The 15074-nt window shown below is 69.5% G+C and carries 13 protein-coding genes, 1 pseudogene and 1 riboswitch; of the genes and pseudogenes, 9 read left to right on the plus strand and 5 right to left on the minus strand.

Going from position 1 to position 15074, the window contains the following annotated elements; genetic code table 11:
* The first annotated feature begins 73 nt into the window (after positions 1-73).
* From glgC to JOD31_RS04840, 3 genes are all read left to right on the plus strand, one after another.
* The gene (glgC, locus tag JOD31_RS04830) at positions 74-1336 is read left to right on the plus strand and encodes a glucose-1-phosphate adenylyltransferase (RefSeq protein ID WP_204949133.1); all 1263 of its coding nucleotides are present in this window, start codon (positions 74-76) and stop codon (positions 1334-1336) included.
* 145 nt (positions 1337-1481) lie between these two features.
* The gene (gene glgA, locus JOD31_RS04835; RefSeq protein ID WP_204949134.1) at positions 1482-2918 is read left to right on the plus strand and encodes a glycogen synthase GlgA; all 1437 of its coding nucleotides are present in this window, start codon (positions 1482-1484) and stop codon (positions 2916-2918) included.
* Between the two features lie 145 nt (positions 2919-3063).
* Positions 3064-3678 carry a L,D-transpeptidase gene (locus JOD31_RS04840; protein ID WP_204949135.1) on the plus strand — a complete coding sequence of 205 codons (615 nt, stop codon included), beginning with the start codon at positions 3064-3066 and terminating at the stop codon, positions 3676-3678.
* A gap of 82 nt (positions 3679-3760) precedes the next feature.
* Here the strand turns inward: JOD31_RS04840 and JOD31_RS04845 are convergent, their stop codons facing one another.
* The 3 genes from JOD31_RS04845 to JOD31_RS04855 form a co-directional block, all read right to left on the minus strand.
* Positions 3761-4771 (minus strand): hypothetical protein, encoded by a 1011-nt coding sequence (locus tag JOD31_RS04845; RefSeq protein WP_204949136.1) that lies wholly within the window; start codon positions 4769-4771, stop codon positions 3761-3763.
* A 5-nt stretch (positions 4772-4776) separates the two neighbouring features.
* A complete protein-coding gene (locus JOD31_RS04850; RefSeq protein ID WP_204949137.1) occupies positions 4777-6576 on the minus strand; it encodes an ABC transporter ATP-binding protein in 1800 nt (599 codons plus the stop codon).
* Positions 6577-6980: 404 nt separating this feature from the next.
* Positions 6981-7163 carry a YdcH family protein gene (locus tag JOD31_RS04855; protein WP_024816232.1) on the minus strand — a complete coding sequence of 61 codons (183 nt, stop codon included), beginning with the start codon at positions 7161-7163 and terminating at the stop codon, positions 6981-6983.
* A gap of 184 nt (positions 7164-7347) precedes the next feature.
* On the opposite strand from JOD31_RS04855, the gene JOD31_RS04860 reads away from it, so the two are divergent.
* From JOD31_RS04860 to JOD31_RS04880, 5 genes and pseudogenes are all read left to right on the plus strand, one after another.
* A complete protein-coding gene (locus JOD31_RS04860) occupies positions 7348-7572 on the plus strand; it encodes a YdcH family protein (protein WP_204949138.1) in 225 nt (74 codons plus the stop codon).
* Positions 7573-7642: 70 nt separating this feature from the next.
* Positions 7643-8152 carry a 5-(carboxyamino)imidazole ribonucleotide mutase gene (gene purE / locus JOD31_RS04865; protein ID WP_204949139.1) on the plus strand — a complete coding sequence of 170 codons (510 nt, stop codon included), beginning with the start codon at positions 7643-7645 and terminating at the stop codon, positions 8150-8152.
* Between the two features lie 2 nt (positions 8153-8154).
* A complete protein-coding gene (locus JOD31_RS04870) occupies positions 8155-9234 on the plus strand; it encodes a 5-(carboxyamino)imidazole ribonucleotide synthase (RefSeq protein ID WP_204949140.1) in 1080 nt (359 codons plus the stop codon).
* Positions 9235-9418: 184 nt separating this feature from the next.
* A pseudogene (gene rpsU, locus JOD31_RS04875) lies at positions 9419-9637 on the plus strand (30S ribosomal protein S21); the annotation flags it as partial.
* Positions 9638-9848: 211 nt separating this feature from the next.
* The gene (locus tag JOD31_RS04880; protein WP_204949141.1) at positions 9849-10706 is read left to right on the plus strand and encodes a tetratricopeptide repeat protein; all 858 of its coding nucleotides are present in this window, start codon (positions 9849-9851) and stop codon (positions 10704-10706) included.
* A gap of 7 nt (positions 10707-10713) precedes the next feature.
* On the opposite strand, the gene JOD31_RS04885 is transcribed toward JOD31_RS04880, so the two are convergent.
* Together JOD31_RS04885 and thiC are read right to left on the minus strand one after the other, a co-directional pair.
* Positions 10714-11967, minus strand: coding sequence for a cyclopropane fatty acid synthase (locus tag JOD31_RS04885; RefSeq protein WP_204949142.1), 1254 nt, complete (start codon positions 11965-11967; stop codon positions 10714-10716).
* 186 nt (positions 11968-12153) lie between these two features.
* Positions 12154-14013 carry a phosphomethylpyrimidine synthase ThiC gene (gene thiC / locus JOD31_RS04890; protein WP_210341300.1) on the minus strand — a complete coding sequence of 620 codons (1860 nt, stop codon included), beginning with the start codon at positions 14011-14013 and terminating at the stop codon, positions 12154-12156.
* A gap of 82 nt (positions 14014-14095) precedes the next feature.
* A riboswitch (TPP riboswitch) is annotated at positions 14096-14205 on the minus strand.
* Positions 14206-14307: 102 nt separating this feature from the next.
* Between thiC and JOD31_RS04895 the strand changes: the two genes are divergently transcribed.
* Positions 14308-15066 (plus strand): bestrophin-like domain, encoded by a 759-nt coding sequence (locus JOD31_RS04895; RefSeq protein WP_204949143.1) that lies wholly within the window; start codon positions 14308-14310, stop codon positions 15064-15066.
* The last annotated feature ends 8 nt before the right edge of the window (positions 15067-15074 follow it).

Here is a 15074-nt window from a genome sequence, read left to right on the forward strand (position 1 = left end):
ACGGCCGCCCGTCGCGCCGATCCGGCGCGCCGAGGACGGCCGACACAACGACATACCCGGAGACACGCCCGCCATGCCGCCCAAATCGCCGCTCGGCCCGCCCTACGCTCGCGGAGCCATGGCCTACGTCCTCGCCGGCGGGCGGGGTTCGCGGCTGATGGAGCTCACCGACCGGAGGGCGAAGCCCGCGGTCTACTTCGGAGGCAAGACCCGCATCATCGACTTCGCGCTGTCGAACGCGCTGAACTCCGGCATCCGCCGCATCGGCGTCGCCACACAGTACAAGGCGCACAGCCTGATCCGCCATCTGCAGCGCGGCTGGAACTTCTTCCGCACCGAGCGCAACGAAAGCTTCGACGTTCTGCCGGCGAGCCAGCGCGTCTCGGAAGAGGCCTGGTATCTCGGCACGGCGGACGCCGTCTATCAGAACATCGACATCATCGAAGACTATGCCCCGCGGCACATGGTGATCCTCGCGGGCGACCACATCTACAAGATGGACTACGAGCTCATGCTCGCCCAGCACGTCGAGAGCGGCGCCGACGTCACCGTCGGCTGCCTCGAGGTGTCGCGGGCGGAGGCCTCCGGCTTCGGCGTGATGCACGTCGACGCGACGGACCGCATCGTCGACTTCCTCGAGAAGCCGAAGGACCCGCCGGCGATGCCGGGCAAGCCGGACGTCTCGCTCGCCAGCATGGGCATCTATGTCTTCGACACGCCCTTCCTGTTCGACCTGCTGCGCAAGGACGCGGCGGATCCGAACTCGAGCCACGACTTCGGCAAGGACATCATCCCGCAGATCGTGAAGGGCGGCAAAGCCGTCGCCCACCACTTCTCGCGCTCCTGCGTGCGCTCCGCGACCGAGGAGGAGCCCTACTGGCGCGACGTCGGCACGGTGGACGCCTATTTCGAGGCCAACATCGACCTCACGGACTTTGTCCCCGCGCTCGACCTCTACGACCACGAGTGGCCGATCTGGACCTTCGCCGAGATCACGCCCCCGGCGAAGTTCATCCACGACACCGAAGAGCGCCGCGGCCGCGCGGTCTCGTCGCTGGTGTCGGGCGGCTGCATCGTCTCGGGCGCCGGGGTGCGGGAGTCGCTGCTGTTCACCGGCGTTCGCGCCAACTCCTTCTCCGAAGTCGAGCGGGCGGTGGTGCTGCCCTACGTCGACATCGGACGCCATGCGCGCCTGAAGAACGTCGTCATCGACCGCGGCGTGAAGATTCCGGAGCGATTGGTGGTGGGCGAAGATCCCGAGGCCGACGCCAAGCGCTTCCGCCGCACGAAGAAGGGCGTGTGCCTCATCACGCAGTCGATGATCGACCGGCTGTAGACGTCACGATTTGGCCGCGCGTGAGGCGCCGCGACCCGCGCGGGCGGCGCAGGCATGACGGTTGCGGCGGTGTCGCACGGCTCGCAGACGCTCTAGGATCGAGGCTACGTTCTCGCTCCTCCCCTGAACCGTTTCGTGAGCCCTGATGACCGCCGTTCTCGCCGTCGCGTCGGAAGCCTTTCCGCTGATCAAGACCGGAGGTCTCGCCGACGTGGTGGGCGCGCTGCCGGCGGCGCTCGCACGGCAGGGCGTCGCCGTGCGCACGCTGCTGCCGGGCTATCCCGCCGTGATGGCGGCGCTCCACGACGGCGAAGCGTTCTTCCGGTTCGACGATCTCTTCGGCGGCCCTGCGACCCTGATCGCCGGCGAGGCCAAGGGGCTCGACGTCATCGCGATCGACGCGCCGCACCTCTACGCCCGTCCGGGGAGCCCCTATGTCGGACCGGACGGACGGGACTGGCCCGACAACGGCTTCCGCTTCGCCGCCCTCGGCAAGGTCGCGGCGGAGATCGGGCGCGGCGCGGCGGGCTTGCCGGCTCCTGACGTCGTGCATCTGCACGACTGGCAGGCAGGCCTTGCGCCGGCCTATCTCGCCTACGGTCCGGGACCGCGGCCGAAGACGGTGGCGACGATCCACAACATCGCCTTCCAGGGCTGGTTCCCATCGACGCTTCTGGGCGCCCTCGGCCTGCCCGACCACGCCCTGACGATCGACGGCGTCGAGTATTTCGGAGGGATCGGCTTCCTCAAGGCCGCGCTGAAGTTCGCGGACCGCATCACCACCGTCTCCCCCACCTACGCCGCCGAAATCCTCGAGCCGGAGGGCGGCGTCGGACTGGAGGGCCTGCTGTCCGCGCGCGCCGCCGACGTCGTCGGCATTCTCAACGGCATCGACGTGGAGGTCTGGAACCCGGAGACCGACGTCGACCTGCCGGCGCCCTTTTCCGCCCAGACCCCCGGCGGCCGGGCCGCTAGCCGCGGCGCGCTGCTGGCGCGCTTCGGCCTGGCGCCCGCCGCGGGTCTGATCTTCGGCGTGATCAGCCGCCTGTCGAGCCAGAAGGGTCTCGACCTTCTGGCGGACGCCATCCCGACCCTGCTCGATCTCGGCGGCTCTCTGGCGCTGGTGGGCTCCGGCGAACCTGCGCTTGAAGCCCGGTTCCGGGATCTGGCCGCGCGGCACGCCGGACGCATCGGCGTCTTCATCGGCTACGACGAGCGGCTCGCCCATCTCGTCCAGGCGGGCTCCGACGCGATCCTGGTGCCGTCGCGGTTCGAGCCTTGCGGGCTGACCCAGCTCTGCGCGCTGCGCTACGGCGCGCTGCCGGTCGTGTCGCGCGTGGGCGGCCTCGCCGACACGGTGATCGACGCCAACCCCATGGCGCTCGCGGCGGGCGTGGCGACCGGCGTCCAGTTCAATCCCGTAAGCCGGAGCGCGCTGGAGACGGCTCTTCGCCGCACCGCGCTGCTCTACGCGGACGGGCGAGCCTGGGCGCAGTGTCAGGCCAACGCCATGCGCGCCGACGTCTCGTGGGACGCCTCGGCCAAGGCCTATGCGGAGCTCTACGCTTCGCTCGCCCGCTAGGCCCGACTGTGGCGTCCGGGCGACATCGCACTGCGGAATCCGCGAGGCGCGCCCAAGGTCGCTCTCCTGCGGACCGACGAGCGCTCTATTCTTGCGGCCTGTCCGGCTGTGCGACCCGCACGCCGTGGTGGCGTCGGGGGACATCATGACGTTGCGTTCGGTTCGCTCTCAGTCCTTTTCGACGCTCGCTGTCTGTCTTGCGGCCGGCGCGCTGGCGGGGTGCGGCGGGGCCGCAGGAACGGGGACGTCCTCCTCCGGCGGCTACGTCGCGGCGGCGATGGCGACGAGCTACCCCGACACGCTGCCGGTGCAGTACCGCCGGCAGGAGGTGACGGACCCCACGGGAGAAGCGCCCGGCACCATCGTCATCAACACCAGCGACAAGTTCCTCTATCTGGTCGAGCCCGACGGCAAGGCGATGCGCTACGGCGTCGGCGTCGGCCGCGAAGGCTTCGGCTGGACCGGCGAAGCCAAGGTCGGCGCCAAGCAGGAGTGGCCGGACTGGGTGCCGCCCGCCGAGATGCTGCAGCGTCGCCCGGAGCTGCCGCTGCGCATGGCCGGCGGGCCGGAGAACCCGCTTGGCGCGCGGGCGCTCTACCTCCACCGCGACGGCAAGGACACCCTGTTCCGCATCCACGGCACCAACGAGCCGAAGACCATCGGCCAGGCGATGTCGTCCGGATGCATCCGCATGGTCAATTTCGACGTCGAGGACCTGTACCAGCGGGTGCCGCTCGGCGCGAAAGTCGTGGTGCGGTAGAGGTCGACAGTCGGACAAACGCGAGGATCTCCCGCGCGAAGCCGGGACGTCCGCGCAGGCGTTCCGGCCGGGTCCGATCGAGCTACCGAGCCAGCGCCTGGCGCACGACGGCGGCGACGTCGAGATGCGCCGTCAGGTCGGTGTTGGTGTGGTGCCAGGCCCGCGGCGCGACGATGCCGGCCGGCCCTCCGGGACGCGAGTTGAGCCGGCCGAACCAGTCCCACTCTCCCATGACGTCGACCACGTTCTGGAACGCCGGCGGCAGGGCGACGCGTGCGCTGATGGTGACGACCTTGGCCGCGGCGGCGAGCCGCCGGAGGCGCGCCTCGTCCTTGCGGCGAAGCGCGTTCAGCGCCTCCGAGATCACCAGGTTGCCTTTGGAGTGGCCGACCAGAAGGTCGAACGCAATGTCCTTGCGCTCGAGCAGGGCGAGCACGGTCTGGGTGTCGAGGCTCCGACGGATCAGCACGTCCTCGCCCCCGGCGCCGCCGGTCGCGCCCTGGGCCGCAGGGCGGCTCGCCGCGTCGAACGCCTCGAACATGCCCCGCAGGCCGCTGAGGCCGCCGAACCAGAAGAAACCACCGAAGGCTTCCGTGGCGAGGTCGGCGAGCCCGTAGCCCGAGACCACCGCCGCGACCGGCGCGCCGACGGCCGCCGCAACGTTGCGGGCGAAGGCGGCCGAGCCCAGCGCGCAGCTCCCGACGCCTGCGACGGTCAGCGTGGTGACGCCCTTGCCGCCGGACCGGATGAAATGCTCCGGCCCCGGGCAGAGCGTGATGTCGCCGGCGCCCGGCGGCGGCACGATGAGGATCGCGCCTTCGCCGGCGATCCCCGGGCTGATCGCCTGCGCCTCGGCTTCGCTCACCACCTTGATGTCGTAGAACAGCGCGTCGAGCACCGCGTTGCGTTGCTGGACGCCCTCGAGAATGGCGGTGCGGACCGGCGCGGCGCCGGCGCGCTCGGGCAACGACGCGGCGCGCGCCAGTTGCGCGGCGTGCAGGATGTCGGTCGTGATTTTCACGGCGGCCCCGGGGGTGGCGTCGATCTCGCAGTGCAGCATGTCGCAGATGCGCCCCGGGCGCAATTGCGCCATAATTCTTACGTCACCGCGCCCTCCACGAGATCCGACGACTGCCGCTCGAACAGCCGACGGTAGACGCCCTCCGGCCGCGCCACGAGCGCCGCGTGGTCGCCCTGCTCCACCACCCGACCGCGCTCGAACACCAGGATGCGGTCCATCGCGCGCACGGTGGACAGCCGGTGCGCGACCACGATCGTGGTGCGGCCGACCATCAGCCGTTCGATCGCCTCCTGGATCGCGGCCTCCGATTCAGAGTCGAGGCTCGAGGTGGCCTCGTCCAGGATCAGCACCGGCGCGTCCGCGAGGAAGGCGCGCGCGAGCGCGATCCGCTGGCGCTCGCCGCCCGAGAGCTTCACGCCCCGCTCGCCGACGAGGGTGGCGTAGCCCTTCGGCAGGCGGGCGATGAAGCCGTCGGCGTTGGCGAGCGCTGCGGCGCGCTCGATCTCGGCCAGGCTCGCGCTCGGCCGGGCGTAGGCGATGTTCTCCGACAGCGAGCGGTGGAACAGGACGGGCTCCTGCGGCACGATCGCGATCTGCGCGCGAAGCGAGGTCTGGGTGGCGTGCGTCACGTCCTGGCCGTCGATCGTCACCCGGCCTCCGGTCGCGTCGTAGAGGCGCTGCACCAGCTTGACGAAGGTGGTCTTGCCCGAGCCCGACCGCCCCACGAGACCGACGCGCTCGCCGCCGCGGATCACCACCGAGAAGTCGCGGTAGAGCGGCGTGTCGTGGCCGGCGTAGTGGAAGGCGACGCTCTCGAACGCGATGCGTCCTTCGCCGATGACGATGGGCCGGGCGTCCGGCAGGTCCTCGACGCCGATCGGAACGTCGTGCAGTTCGACGAGCTCCTGCAGGTCGTTCACCGACCGCTGCAGGTCGGCGACATGCATCCCGACATCCCGCAGATAACCGTGGATCACCGCGAACATGGTGAGCACGAAAGCGGCGTCGCCGGCGCTCGCCTGGCCGCTCCACCACAGCCACAGCGCGACGCCAAGCGTCGCGGCGCGCAGGGCCATCAGGATGAGGTTCTGCACCACGCCGTTCCAGGTGCCGCGCCGCCAGGTGCGGGTGGTGCGCCGGCTCCACTTCTCCATCACCTTGGCGAGCCGGCCCTCCTCCCGCGCCTCGGCGCCGAAGGCCTTGACGACCCCGTTGCAGGTGACGGCGTCCGCCAGCACGCCGCCGAGCCGCGTGTCCCAGGCGTTGGACAGGCGCGCGGCCGGCGCGACCCACAGCAGCGAGATCGCGACGGTCGTCGCCACATAGGCGACCGCGCCGATGAAGGTGACGAGGCCCATGAGCGGCCAGTGCGCGGCGAGGATCGCCGTCGCGCCCACCAGCACGAGCAACGACGGCGTCAGCGCGATCAGAACGAGGTCGTCGAACTGGTCGACCGCCCAGATGCCGCGCGTGATCTTGCGCACGGTCGAGCCCGCGAAGCTGTTCGCGTGCCAATCGGTCGACAGCCGCTGCACCCGGGCGAAGGCCTCGGCCGCGGCGTCCTTCATGATCGCCTGGGTCATCGGGATCACGGTCATGAAGGCGACGCAGCGGGCGAGCGCGATGGCGCCGGAGAGGCCGACGATGGCGGCGAAGGCCCAAAGCGCGCCCGGCAGGGCCGCGTCGCGGTCGGCGGCGGCGAAAGCGTCCACCAGCTGGCCGGCGAACAGGGGGATCGCCACGTCGGCGAGGGTCGCCGCGGCCATGGCGCCCGCGACCAGCGCGACGCGCGCGGGCTGCCGCGCCCAGTGACTGAAGACGAAACGGACGACCTTCGCGAACGGCGCGTCGCGGAGCGAAGTGCGGGGATGAGACATGACGGCTTCCAGCCGCGCCAAGGCGACGGCCAGCTCCAGATAAGGCTGCGCCAGGCGTGGTCGCGGGTCGCGGGTCGACCTCGCGGACGCGGGGGGCGCGCGGAACGAAGGATTAACGACGATGGGAAAATGTCGGCGGACGCGGGCGGCGGACCGCGCGCGGGTCGGGCCTAGCGGCGGCGCGACCGGCCGGAGGACACGAATGCGATGATCGCTGTCATGCAGGCTCCTCCGTTCTCGCGGCCAAATCCGAGGCTAAGCGTTTACCCGTAGTCGATTCGGCGCGCAAGAGGCTGGAAAGCTGCGGCGCAAGGGTGTGTCTGAAATGATGCACACATAAAAACGCCGCCGACCTTTTCGATCGGCGGCGCTTCATCGGCACTAAAAAAACAGCTCTGACGGCCTCAGTGCAGCGTAAGCTGCGGACCTGTCAGCTTGATCATCTCGTCTTTAATGCGGAGTTTTTTGCGCTTCAGCGCAGAAACCTTGACCTCATCCATATTCGGATGGGTCAGCTCAAGTTCAATTTCACGCTCGATAGCGCGATGCTTCTTCTCAAGCTGGACCAGATGCGACTCGATGGACATTAATAACGTCTCCCTCGTCTGGTTTGACGTCATCAGCATGTCACGAGACTTTTCGTCTGTCGAACGGTCAGAGGGGCTGCCGGGGCATCACAGATGCGCGACCGGCCCCGCGCCCTTGCCGCCCGCAGGGGCCGCGGCGATACTCCGCCGCGCATGAGCGTGGCGTCGAGGCGGACAGGATGACATGGCGAGACGGGACGACGAGGAGCGGGCCGAGGAACAGGCGGCCCGGGAGGAACTCGCCCGCCTGCGCGAAGAGCATCGCGACCTCGACACCGCGATCGAGGCGCTGGAGCGCGTCGGCGCGGGCGATCGGCTGCAGGTCCAGCGCCTCAAGAAGCGCAAGTTGGGCCTGAAGGACCGCATGTCCTTCCTGCACGATCAGCTGACGCCCGACATCATCGCCTGACGGCGCGCTTGCGCCCGTCCCGGCCGGCGCCTATCGTCGCCGTTCCTCCCACTGACCTGGAGCCTTCGAGATGGTCGCGGAACGCCGCGCCGAGCCCGCGCCTGTCGCGATCGTCATGGGCAGCCAGTCCGACTGGACGACCCTGGTCCACGCCGCCAACACGCTGACGCAGCTCGGCGTCGCCCATGTCGCGCGGATCGTCTCGGCGCATCGGACGCCCGACCGGCTCGTCGCCTTCGCCAAGAGCGCGCGGGAGGACGGATTCAAGGTGGTGATCGCAGGCGCCGGCGGCGCGGCCCACTTGCCCGGCATGGTCGCCTCCATGACGCCGCTGCCGGTGTTCGGCGTGCCCGTCCAGTCGCACACGCTGTCGGGCCTCGACAGCCTGCTCTCGATCGTCCAGATGCCGGCCGGGGTCCCCGTGGGCACGGTAGCGATCGGCCGCGCCGGCGCGATCAACGCGGCCCTGCTCGCCGTCTCCGTGCTCGCGCTCAACGATCCCGGACTCGCGCAGCGGCTCGACGCCTGGCGCGCCGCCCAGACGGACAACGTCGCAGAGATCCCCGTCGGAGACAGCTGACCATGACGAGCGCGCCCCTCAGCCCCGGCGGAACGATCGGCATCCTCGGCGGCGGCCAGCTAGGGCGCATGATCGCGCTCGCCGCCGCCCCGCTCGGCCTGAAGGTCCACGTCTACTCGCCCGATCCGCAGAGCCCGGCGTTCGACGTCGCCGCCGAGCGCACGATCGCGGCCTACGACGACGAGACCGCGCTCGCGCTGTTCGCGGAGAGCGTCGACGTCGTCACCTATGAGTTCGAGAACGTTCCGGCGGAGACCGCGCGGCTCGTCTCCGCCCACCGCCCGCTGTTTCCCGACGCCCACGCCTTGGCGACGACCCAGGACCGCCTGAGCGAGAAGAGCTTCCTGCGCGACCTCGGCCTGCCGACGCCGGCCTTCGCGGCGGTCGACGACCGCGCGAGCCTTGCGGCGGCGGTCGGCGCGATAAGCCGCCCGGCGGTGCTGAAGACGCGCCGCTTCGGCTACGACGGCAAGGGCCAGGTGCTGGTGCGCGAGGGGCTCGGCCTCGACGCCGCGCTCGGCATGATGAACGGCCAGCCCGCCATTCTCGAAGCCTTCGTGCCGTTCCGCGCCGAGGTCTCGGTGATCGCCGCGCGCGGCCGCGACGGCGACTTCGCCGCCTACGACGTGGTCGAGAACCGGCACGAGAACCACATCCTGCGCACCTCGCACGTGCCGGCCGCGATCAAGCCGGAGACGGCGGCCGCGGCGGTCGCGATCGCCCGCAAGATCGCCGACGCCTTCGCCTACGTCGGTGTGTTCGCGGTCGAGATGTTCCTGGTCGACGGGCCCACCGGCGAGAAGGTGATCGTCAACGAGATCGCCCCGCGGGTGCACAACTCCGGCCACTGGACGATCGAGGGCGCCGAGACCAGCCAGTTCGAGCAGCACGTGCGCGCCATCGCCGGCTGGCCGCTGGGCTCGACCCGCACCCGCGGCGCGGTGGTCATGACGAACCTGCTCGGCGCGGAGGCGAACGGCTGGCGCGAGCTGCTCGCCGAGCCCGGCGTCGCCGTGCACCTCTACGGCAAGGGCGAGCCCAAGCCCGGCCGAAAGATGGGCCATGTCACCCGCGTCACGTGAGGCCGCCGAAACCTCGCGCGCGTAGGGACTTCGCACGCATGGACAAGGGTCAAGCCCTCTGCTAAGCATCTTTCGGTGATGAGACGTGTGCGCCCAAGGCGCGCGACGTCTTTTTGTTTTTTAGTTCACGCTCTGTCGCTGGCAGGGCGATCCGCCCTGAGACAAACGCTACCCGAGGCACGACGTGCAGGTTCTCGTTCGCGACAACAATGTCGACCAGGCCCTCAAGGCCCTGAAGAAGAAGATGCAGCGCGAAGGCATCTTCCGTGAAATGAAGCTCCGCGGACATTACGAGAAGCCTTCCGAGAAGAAGGCGCGCGAAAAGGCCGAGGCCGTGCGCCGCGGCCGCAAGCTGGCCCGCAAGCGCGCTCAGCGTGAAGGCCTGCTGCCGATGAAGAAGAAGTGATTCGGTGATCCCGTGCGCCTGATGAGGGCGCGCTGATCAACGGAATGAGCGTGAAACGCCCGCGGGATCCAAGACCGGCGGGCGTTTTTGCGCTTTGGCCGCAACACTCGGCCACAAGCGGCGACACTGCGGCGTACGCTCCGCAATCTCGCCGCAATCCGCCTGTGATTGGCGAGCGTCAGGGCGTCCAGCGGTAAGGTGGTGGGGTATGCGGCTTCGGGTCGAGTCGGGCTTTCTTCTTCGCGCGGGGGCGGCGAGCCTGCTCGCTCTGTCGCTTGCCGCCTGCGATACGGTGGGCTCGGGCGCGTCGCTCGATCCGGACGCCTATGCGGCTCGCCAGTCCGACCTCGGCTCGCTCAGCCAAGTCGTACAGCAGAACCCGAGCGACCCCGAAGCCTGGAACATGCGCGGCTCGGCTTACGCCCGCCTCGCCCAGTACGACAACGCCATCGGCGACTTCAGCCAGGCCGTCCGTATCAACCCCGGCTTCGCCAAGGCCTACGCCAACCGCGCGCTGGCCTACCGCTCGCTGAACAAGACCGGCGAGGCGCTGGCCGACTACGACCGCGCGATTCAGGCCGATCCGAACTACAGCCCGGCCTATGTCGGCCGCGGCAACCTCTACCGCTCCTCCGGCCGCATGGAGCAGGCGCTCGGCGACTTCCAGCGCGCAATCGAACTCGATCCGAACAACGCCCAGGCCTGGCACAACCGTGGCCTGATCCATCAGGCGCAGGGCAACCACGACGGCGCGATCGACGACTTCACCAAGGCGACGGCGATTGCGGTGACCGCCGCCGAGCCTTACGTCGGTCGCGGCATGAGCTATCTCGCGACCAACGACCCGGACGCGGCGCTCGACGATTTCGACACCGCGCGCACGCTGAACCCCAAGTACATCGACGCCTGGATCGGCCGCGCGCTGGCCTTCGAGCGCAAGAACGACCTGCCCCGCGCCCGCGCCTCCTTCGCCCAGGCGCTGCAGATCGACCGCAACGACAAGCGCGCCACCGAGGGCTTCCGCCGCGTCGGCGGCCAGGCCGGCGTCACCTACTCCGAACGCTGAGCGCGGCTCACTCTGCGGCGGCCGCGAGGCCGCCGCAGCGTTCCTTCCGTTCGAGCGCGGCCTCCGCCATCTCGATGTAGCCGCGCGTGAGCGGGACCGCGTCCTGCCGCCGGGCGAGCTGCAGCTGGAACACCACCGCGCCCTGGTGGCGGAACGCGGCCTCGCTGGCTGCGAGATAGAACTCCCACATCCGGCAGAAGCGCTCGTCGTAGAGCCGAGCCGCCTCCTCGCGCCGGGCGAGGAACCGCGCGCGCCAGTCGCGCAGCGTGAAGGCGTAGTGCAGCCGGAGCACCTCGACGTCGGTGACGACCAGCCCCGCCTTCTCTATCAGCGGCAGCATCTCCGACAGCGCCGGCAGCGCGCCGCCGGGGAAGATGTATTTGTCGATCCAGGGGTTGGTGAACCACGGGCCGTCCGAGAGACCGATGGTGTGGAGCAGCATCACGCCGTCCGGGGCGAGCAGGTCGCGCGCCTTCTCGAAGAAGGTCCGGTACTGCGTCACGCCGACGTGCTCGAACATGCCGACCGAGACGATGCGGTCGAAGGCGCCGTCCAGCGTGCGGTAGTCGCGCAGCTCGAAAGTCACCCGGTCGGCCAGCCCGCCCTGCGCCGCCCGCCTGCGGGCGAGCGCGAGCTGCTCCTCCGACAGTGTGACGCCCAGAACCTCGCGCGCGCCGGCGACGCCCGCGAGATAGAGCCCGAGCCCGCCCCAGCCCGAACCGATGTCGAGCACGCGCTCCCCGCCCCGCAGAGCGAGCTTCGCGGCGATATGGCGGCGCTTGGCCGCCTGCGCCTCCTCGAGCGTCAGATCCTCGCGGTCGTAGTAGGCGCAGGAGTACTGGCGGTCGTGGTCGAGGAACAGGTCGTAGAGCCGGCCGTCGAGGTCGTAGTGATGCGCCACGTTGCGGCGGGAGCGCGTCAGGCCGTTGCGCTGCGCGAAGCAGCGGAGCGCGAACCGCAGCTTGTGCAGCAGCCGCGCCGGGAGCGGCTCGGGCTTGCCCCTGAGCTCGCCCAGCAGCAGATCCAGCGCCTGGTAGATGTCGCCCTGTTCGACGAGCAGCCGGCCCTCCATGAAGAGCTCGCCCATCTTCAGATAGGGATCGAGCACGAAGGCCCACTGCGCTCGGCGGTCGGCGAAGCGGAGGCCGATCGGCGGGCCGGAGCCGTCGCCGAAGACGTGGCGCGCGCCCGAAGCCATGACGACTGTCAGTCGGCCGTGACTGACGATGCGTTTCAGGATGCCAGCAAGCAACGACTCCATAAGGATGCTCCCGCACACAGAAGGCGACGGCTCGTGGAGAGCAAAGTCCAAGCCTGACGACCGGAAAAAGCTCGCGAAGACCATCCCTCATCCTGCAGGATGACGGCGCCTGCGCGCCAGAGGGCGAGCCCCTCGGCAGGCAGGCGCCGGCTATGCGTCAGGCGAAAAGCTTTCCCCTCAGGAAAGTCAGGCGTCCGGGGACGCCGTCACGTAAAGCGCGCCGCCCTGGGCCAGGAACTCCTCGGACTTGGCCTTCATCCCGGCCTCCGCCTCGAACGTGACGTTCTGCGCCCTCACCTCCGCGCGCAGGTCCTGCGTGATCTTCATCGAGCAGAATTTCGGCCCGCACATCGAGCAGAAGTGCGCCACCTTGTGCGCGTCCTTGGGCAAGGTCTCGTCGTGGAAGGCGCGCGCGGTGTCCGGGTCGAGCGAGAGGTTGAACTGGTCGTCCCAGCGGAAGTCGAACCGCGCGCGGGAGACCGCGTCGTCCCGGATCTTCGCCGCGGGGTGGCCCTTGGCGAGGTCCGCCGCGTGGGCCGCGATCCGGTAGGTGATGACGCCGGTCTTGACGTCGTCGCGGTTCGGAAGCCCCAGATGCTCCTTCGGCGTGACGTAGCAGAGCATGGCCGTGCCGAACCAGCCGATCATCGCGGCGCCGATCCCGGAGGTGATGTGGTCGTAACCCGGCGCGATGTCGGTGGTGAGCGGTCCGAGCGTGTAGAACGGCGCCTCGCCGCAGACCTTGAGCTGCTTGTCCATGTTGGCCTTGATCTTGTGCATCGGCACATGGCCGGGGCCCTCGATCATGACCTGGCAGCCCTTGCCCCACGCGATCTGCGTGAGCTCGCCCAGCGTCTCCAACTCCGCGAACTGGGCGGCGTCGTTGGCGTCGGCGATCGAGCCCGGCCGCAGGCCGTCGCCGAGCGAGAACGACACGTCGTACTTCCGCATGATGTCGCAGATGTCGCCGAAGCGCTCGTAGAGGAAGCTCTCGCGGTGCCCGGCCAGGCACCAGCGCGCCATGATCGATCCTCCGCGGGAGACGATGCCGGTCACGCGATCCGCCGTCAGCGGCACATGTGCGAGGCGCACGCCAGCGTGGATGGTGAAGTAGTCGACGCCCTGCTCCGCCTGCTCGATCAGCGTGTCCTTGAACACCTCCCAGTCGAGCTTCAGCGGGTCGCCGTCGACCTTCTCCAGCGCCTGGTAGATCGGCACCGTGCCGATTGGCACCGGCGCGTTGCGCAGGATCCAGGAGCGGATGTTGTGGATGTTGCGGCCGGTGGAGAGGTCCATCACCGTGTCCGCGCCCCAGCGGATCGCCCAGACCAGCTTCTCCACCTCCTCGGCCGCGCCCGAGGTGACCGCGGAGTTGCCGATGTTGGCGTTGACCTTGACCAGGAAGTTCCGGCCGATCGCCATCGGCTCCAGTTCGACGTGGTTGATGTTGGCGGGGATGATCGCCCTGCCCCGCGCGATCTCGGAACGCACGAACTCCGGCGTCACGAAGGCCGGAATCTCCGCGCCGAAATCCTCGCCGTCCCCCCGCCGCAGGTCCGCGCCCTCCAGCTCCTGCTCGCGTGCGAGGTTCTCGCGGAAGGCGACGTAGACCATCTCCTCCGTGACGATCCCGGCCTTCGCGAACTCGTACTGGGTGACCAACTGCCCGGCGGACGCCTCGCGGATTGCGCGCGTCGCGGGACAGGGCGCCACCAGCCGGTCGGCGGAGACGTTGCCGTTGTCTTCGGGCTTCACCGCGCGGCCGGCCACAACAGGGTAGCCGCGGGCGGCGATCCAGCGTTCGCGCGCCGGCGGCAGGCCGGCGGCGAGATCGACCGCGACGTCGGTCTCGGTGTAGGGGCCGGACGGATCGTAGACCCGCACCGGCGGCTCGTTCGGATCGCTCAAGCCGATCTCGCGGAACGGGACCCGGAGCTCGGGATGCGATTTCGGCGCGGCGTAGACCTTGCGCGAGCCGAAGATTGGCCCGGTGGTGACGCTGGTCGGCGCGGCTTTCGCGTCTTTCGGGGGGATGTGCACGTTCATGGGGAATCTCCTCGAGCGTTTCTCGTTGGGAGATCCGGATTCTGACGAACTGTCAGGGAGAGCCTCAGGCGCGGACGCCCCTTGGCTTATCGGTTCCCGTCCCTTCGCCGGCATGACCCGGATCAGGTTCAAAGGGATCGGCCTCTGGCCATCTCAGCCCCGCATCGCAGCGGGACGCCCCTCGGAATGACGCGAGGTTAGAAGCGGTCGAAGGGGATGTCGAGACGTCGCGCCGCTGCTAGCGTGACTGTGACAAGGGGTCCGCCAGCGCGGCTCAGCAACGTGGCGTAGCAAATGATCGAGCACCTCGTCGCTTTGGCGACCTTTCTTGGCCTCGTCCTCGCCTCGTTCGGCTGCCTCGTCCTGCACCCGCGTCTGCCGGAACGCCACCGGAACGAGGAGACGCACAACGTGGTGCGGCTCACCGCGAACATCTTCGTGGTGATGACGTCGCTGGTGCTCGGCCTGCTCATCAACTCGTCGAAGACGGCGTTCGACGCCATCGACCACAACGTCCACGCCTTCGCGACCGAGCTCATCCTGCTCGACCGTACCCTGCGGGCCTATGGGCCGGACACGGCGGAGGCCCGCGCCAGGCTCGCCGTCTACGTCGACCGCGCCATCGAAGGCACCTGGCCCACAACCGGCGAGGCGCCGGTGGTCGAGGACGTTGCGGCCGAGAAGCTGCTGGACGACGTCGGCGCTGCGCTGCGCGATCTCCACCCGGCCGACGACGAGCGCGCCGAGTTGAAGATCGAATGGCGGCAGCGCTTCCAGAAGATCATCGAGCTGCGCTGGGCCCTGATCGAGCATTGGGACGGGACGGTGCCGGCCCCGCTGCTCGCGGTGCTGACAGCGTGGCTGACGCTGATCTTCGCAAGCTTCAGCTACCGCGCCCCGGCGAACGCCGTCGTGATCACCACGCTGGTGGTCGGCGCCGCGCTGATCTCCAGCGCCTTGTTTCTCATCCTCGACATGGACTCGCCGTTCACCGGCTCGATCCGCGTGCCGCCGACGGCGATGGAGACGGCGCTGGCGCACATCCGACGGTGAGGACGAGC

Source organism: Methylopila capsulata (assembly GCF_016907975.1).
Taxonomy (GTDB): Bacteria; Pseudomonadota; Alphaproteobacteria; order Rhizobiales; family Methylopilaceae; genus Methylopila; species Methylopila capsulata.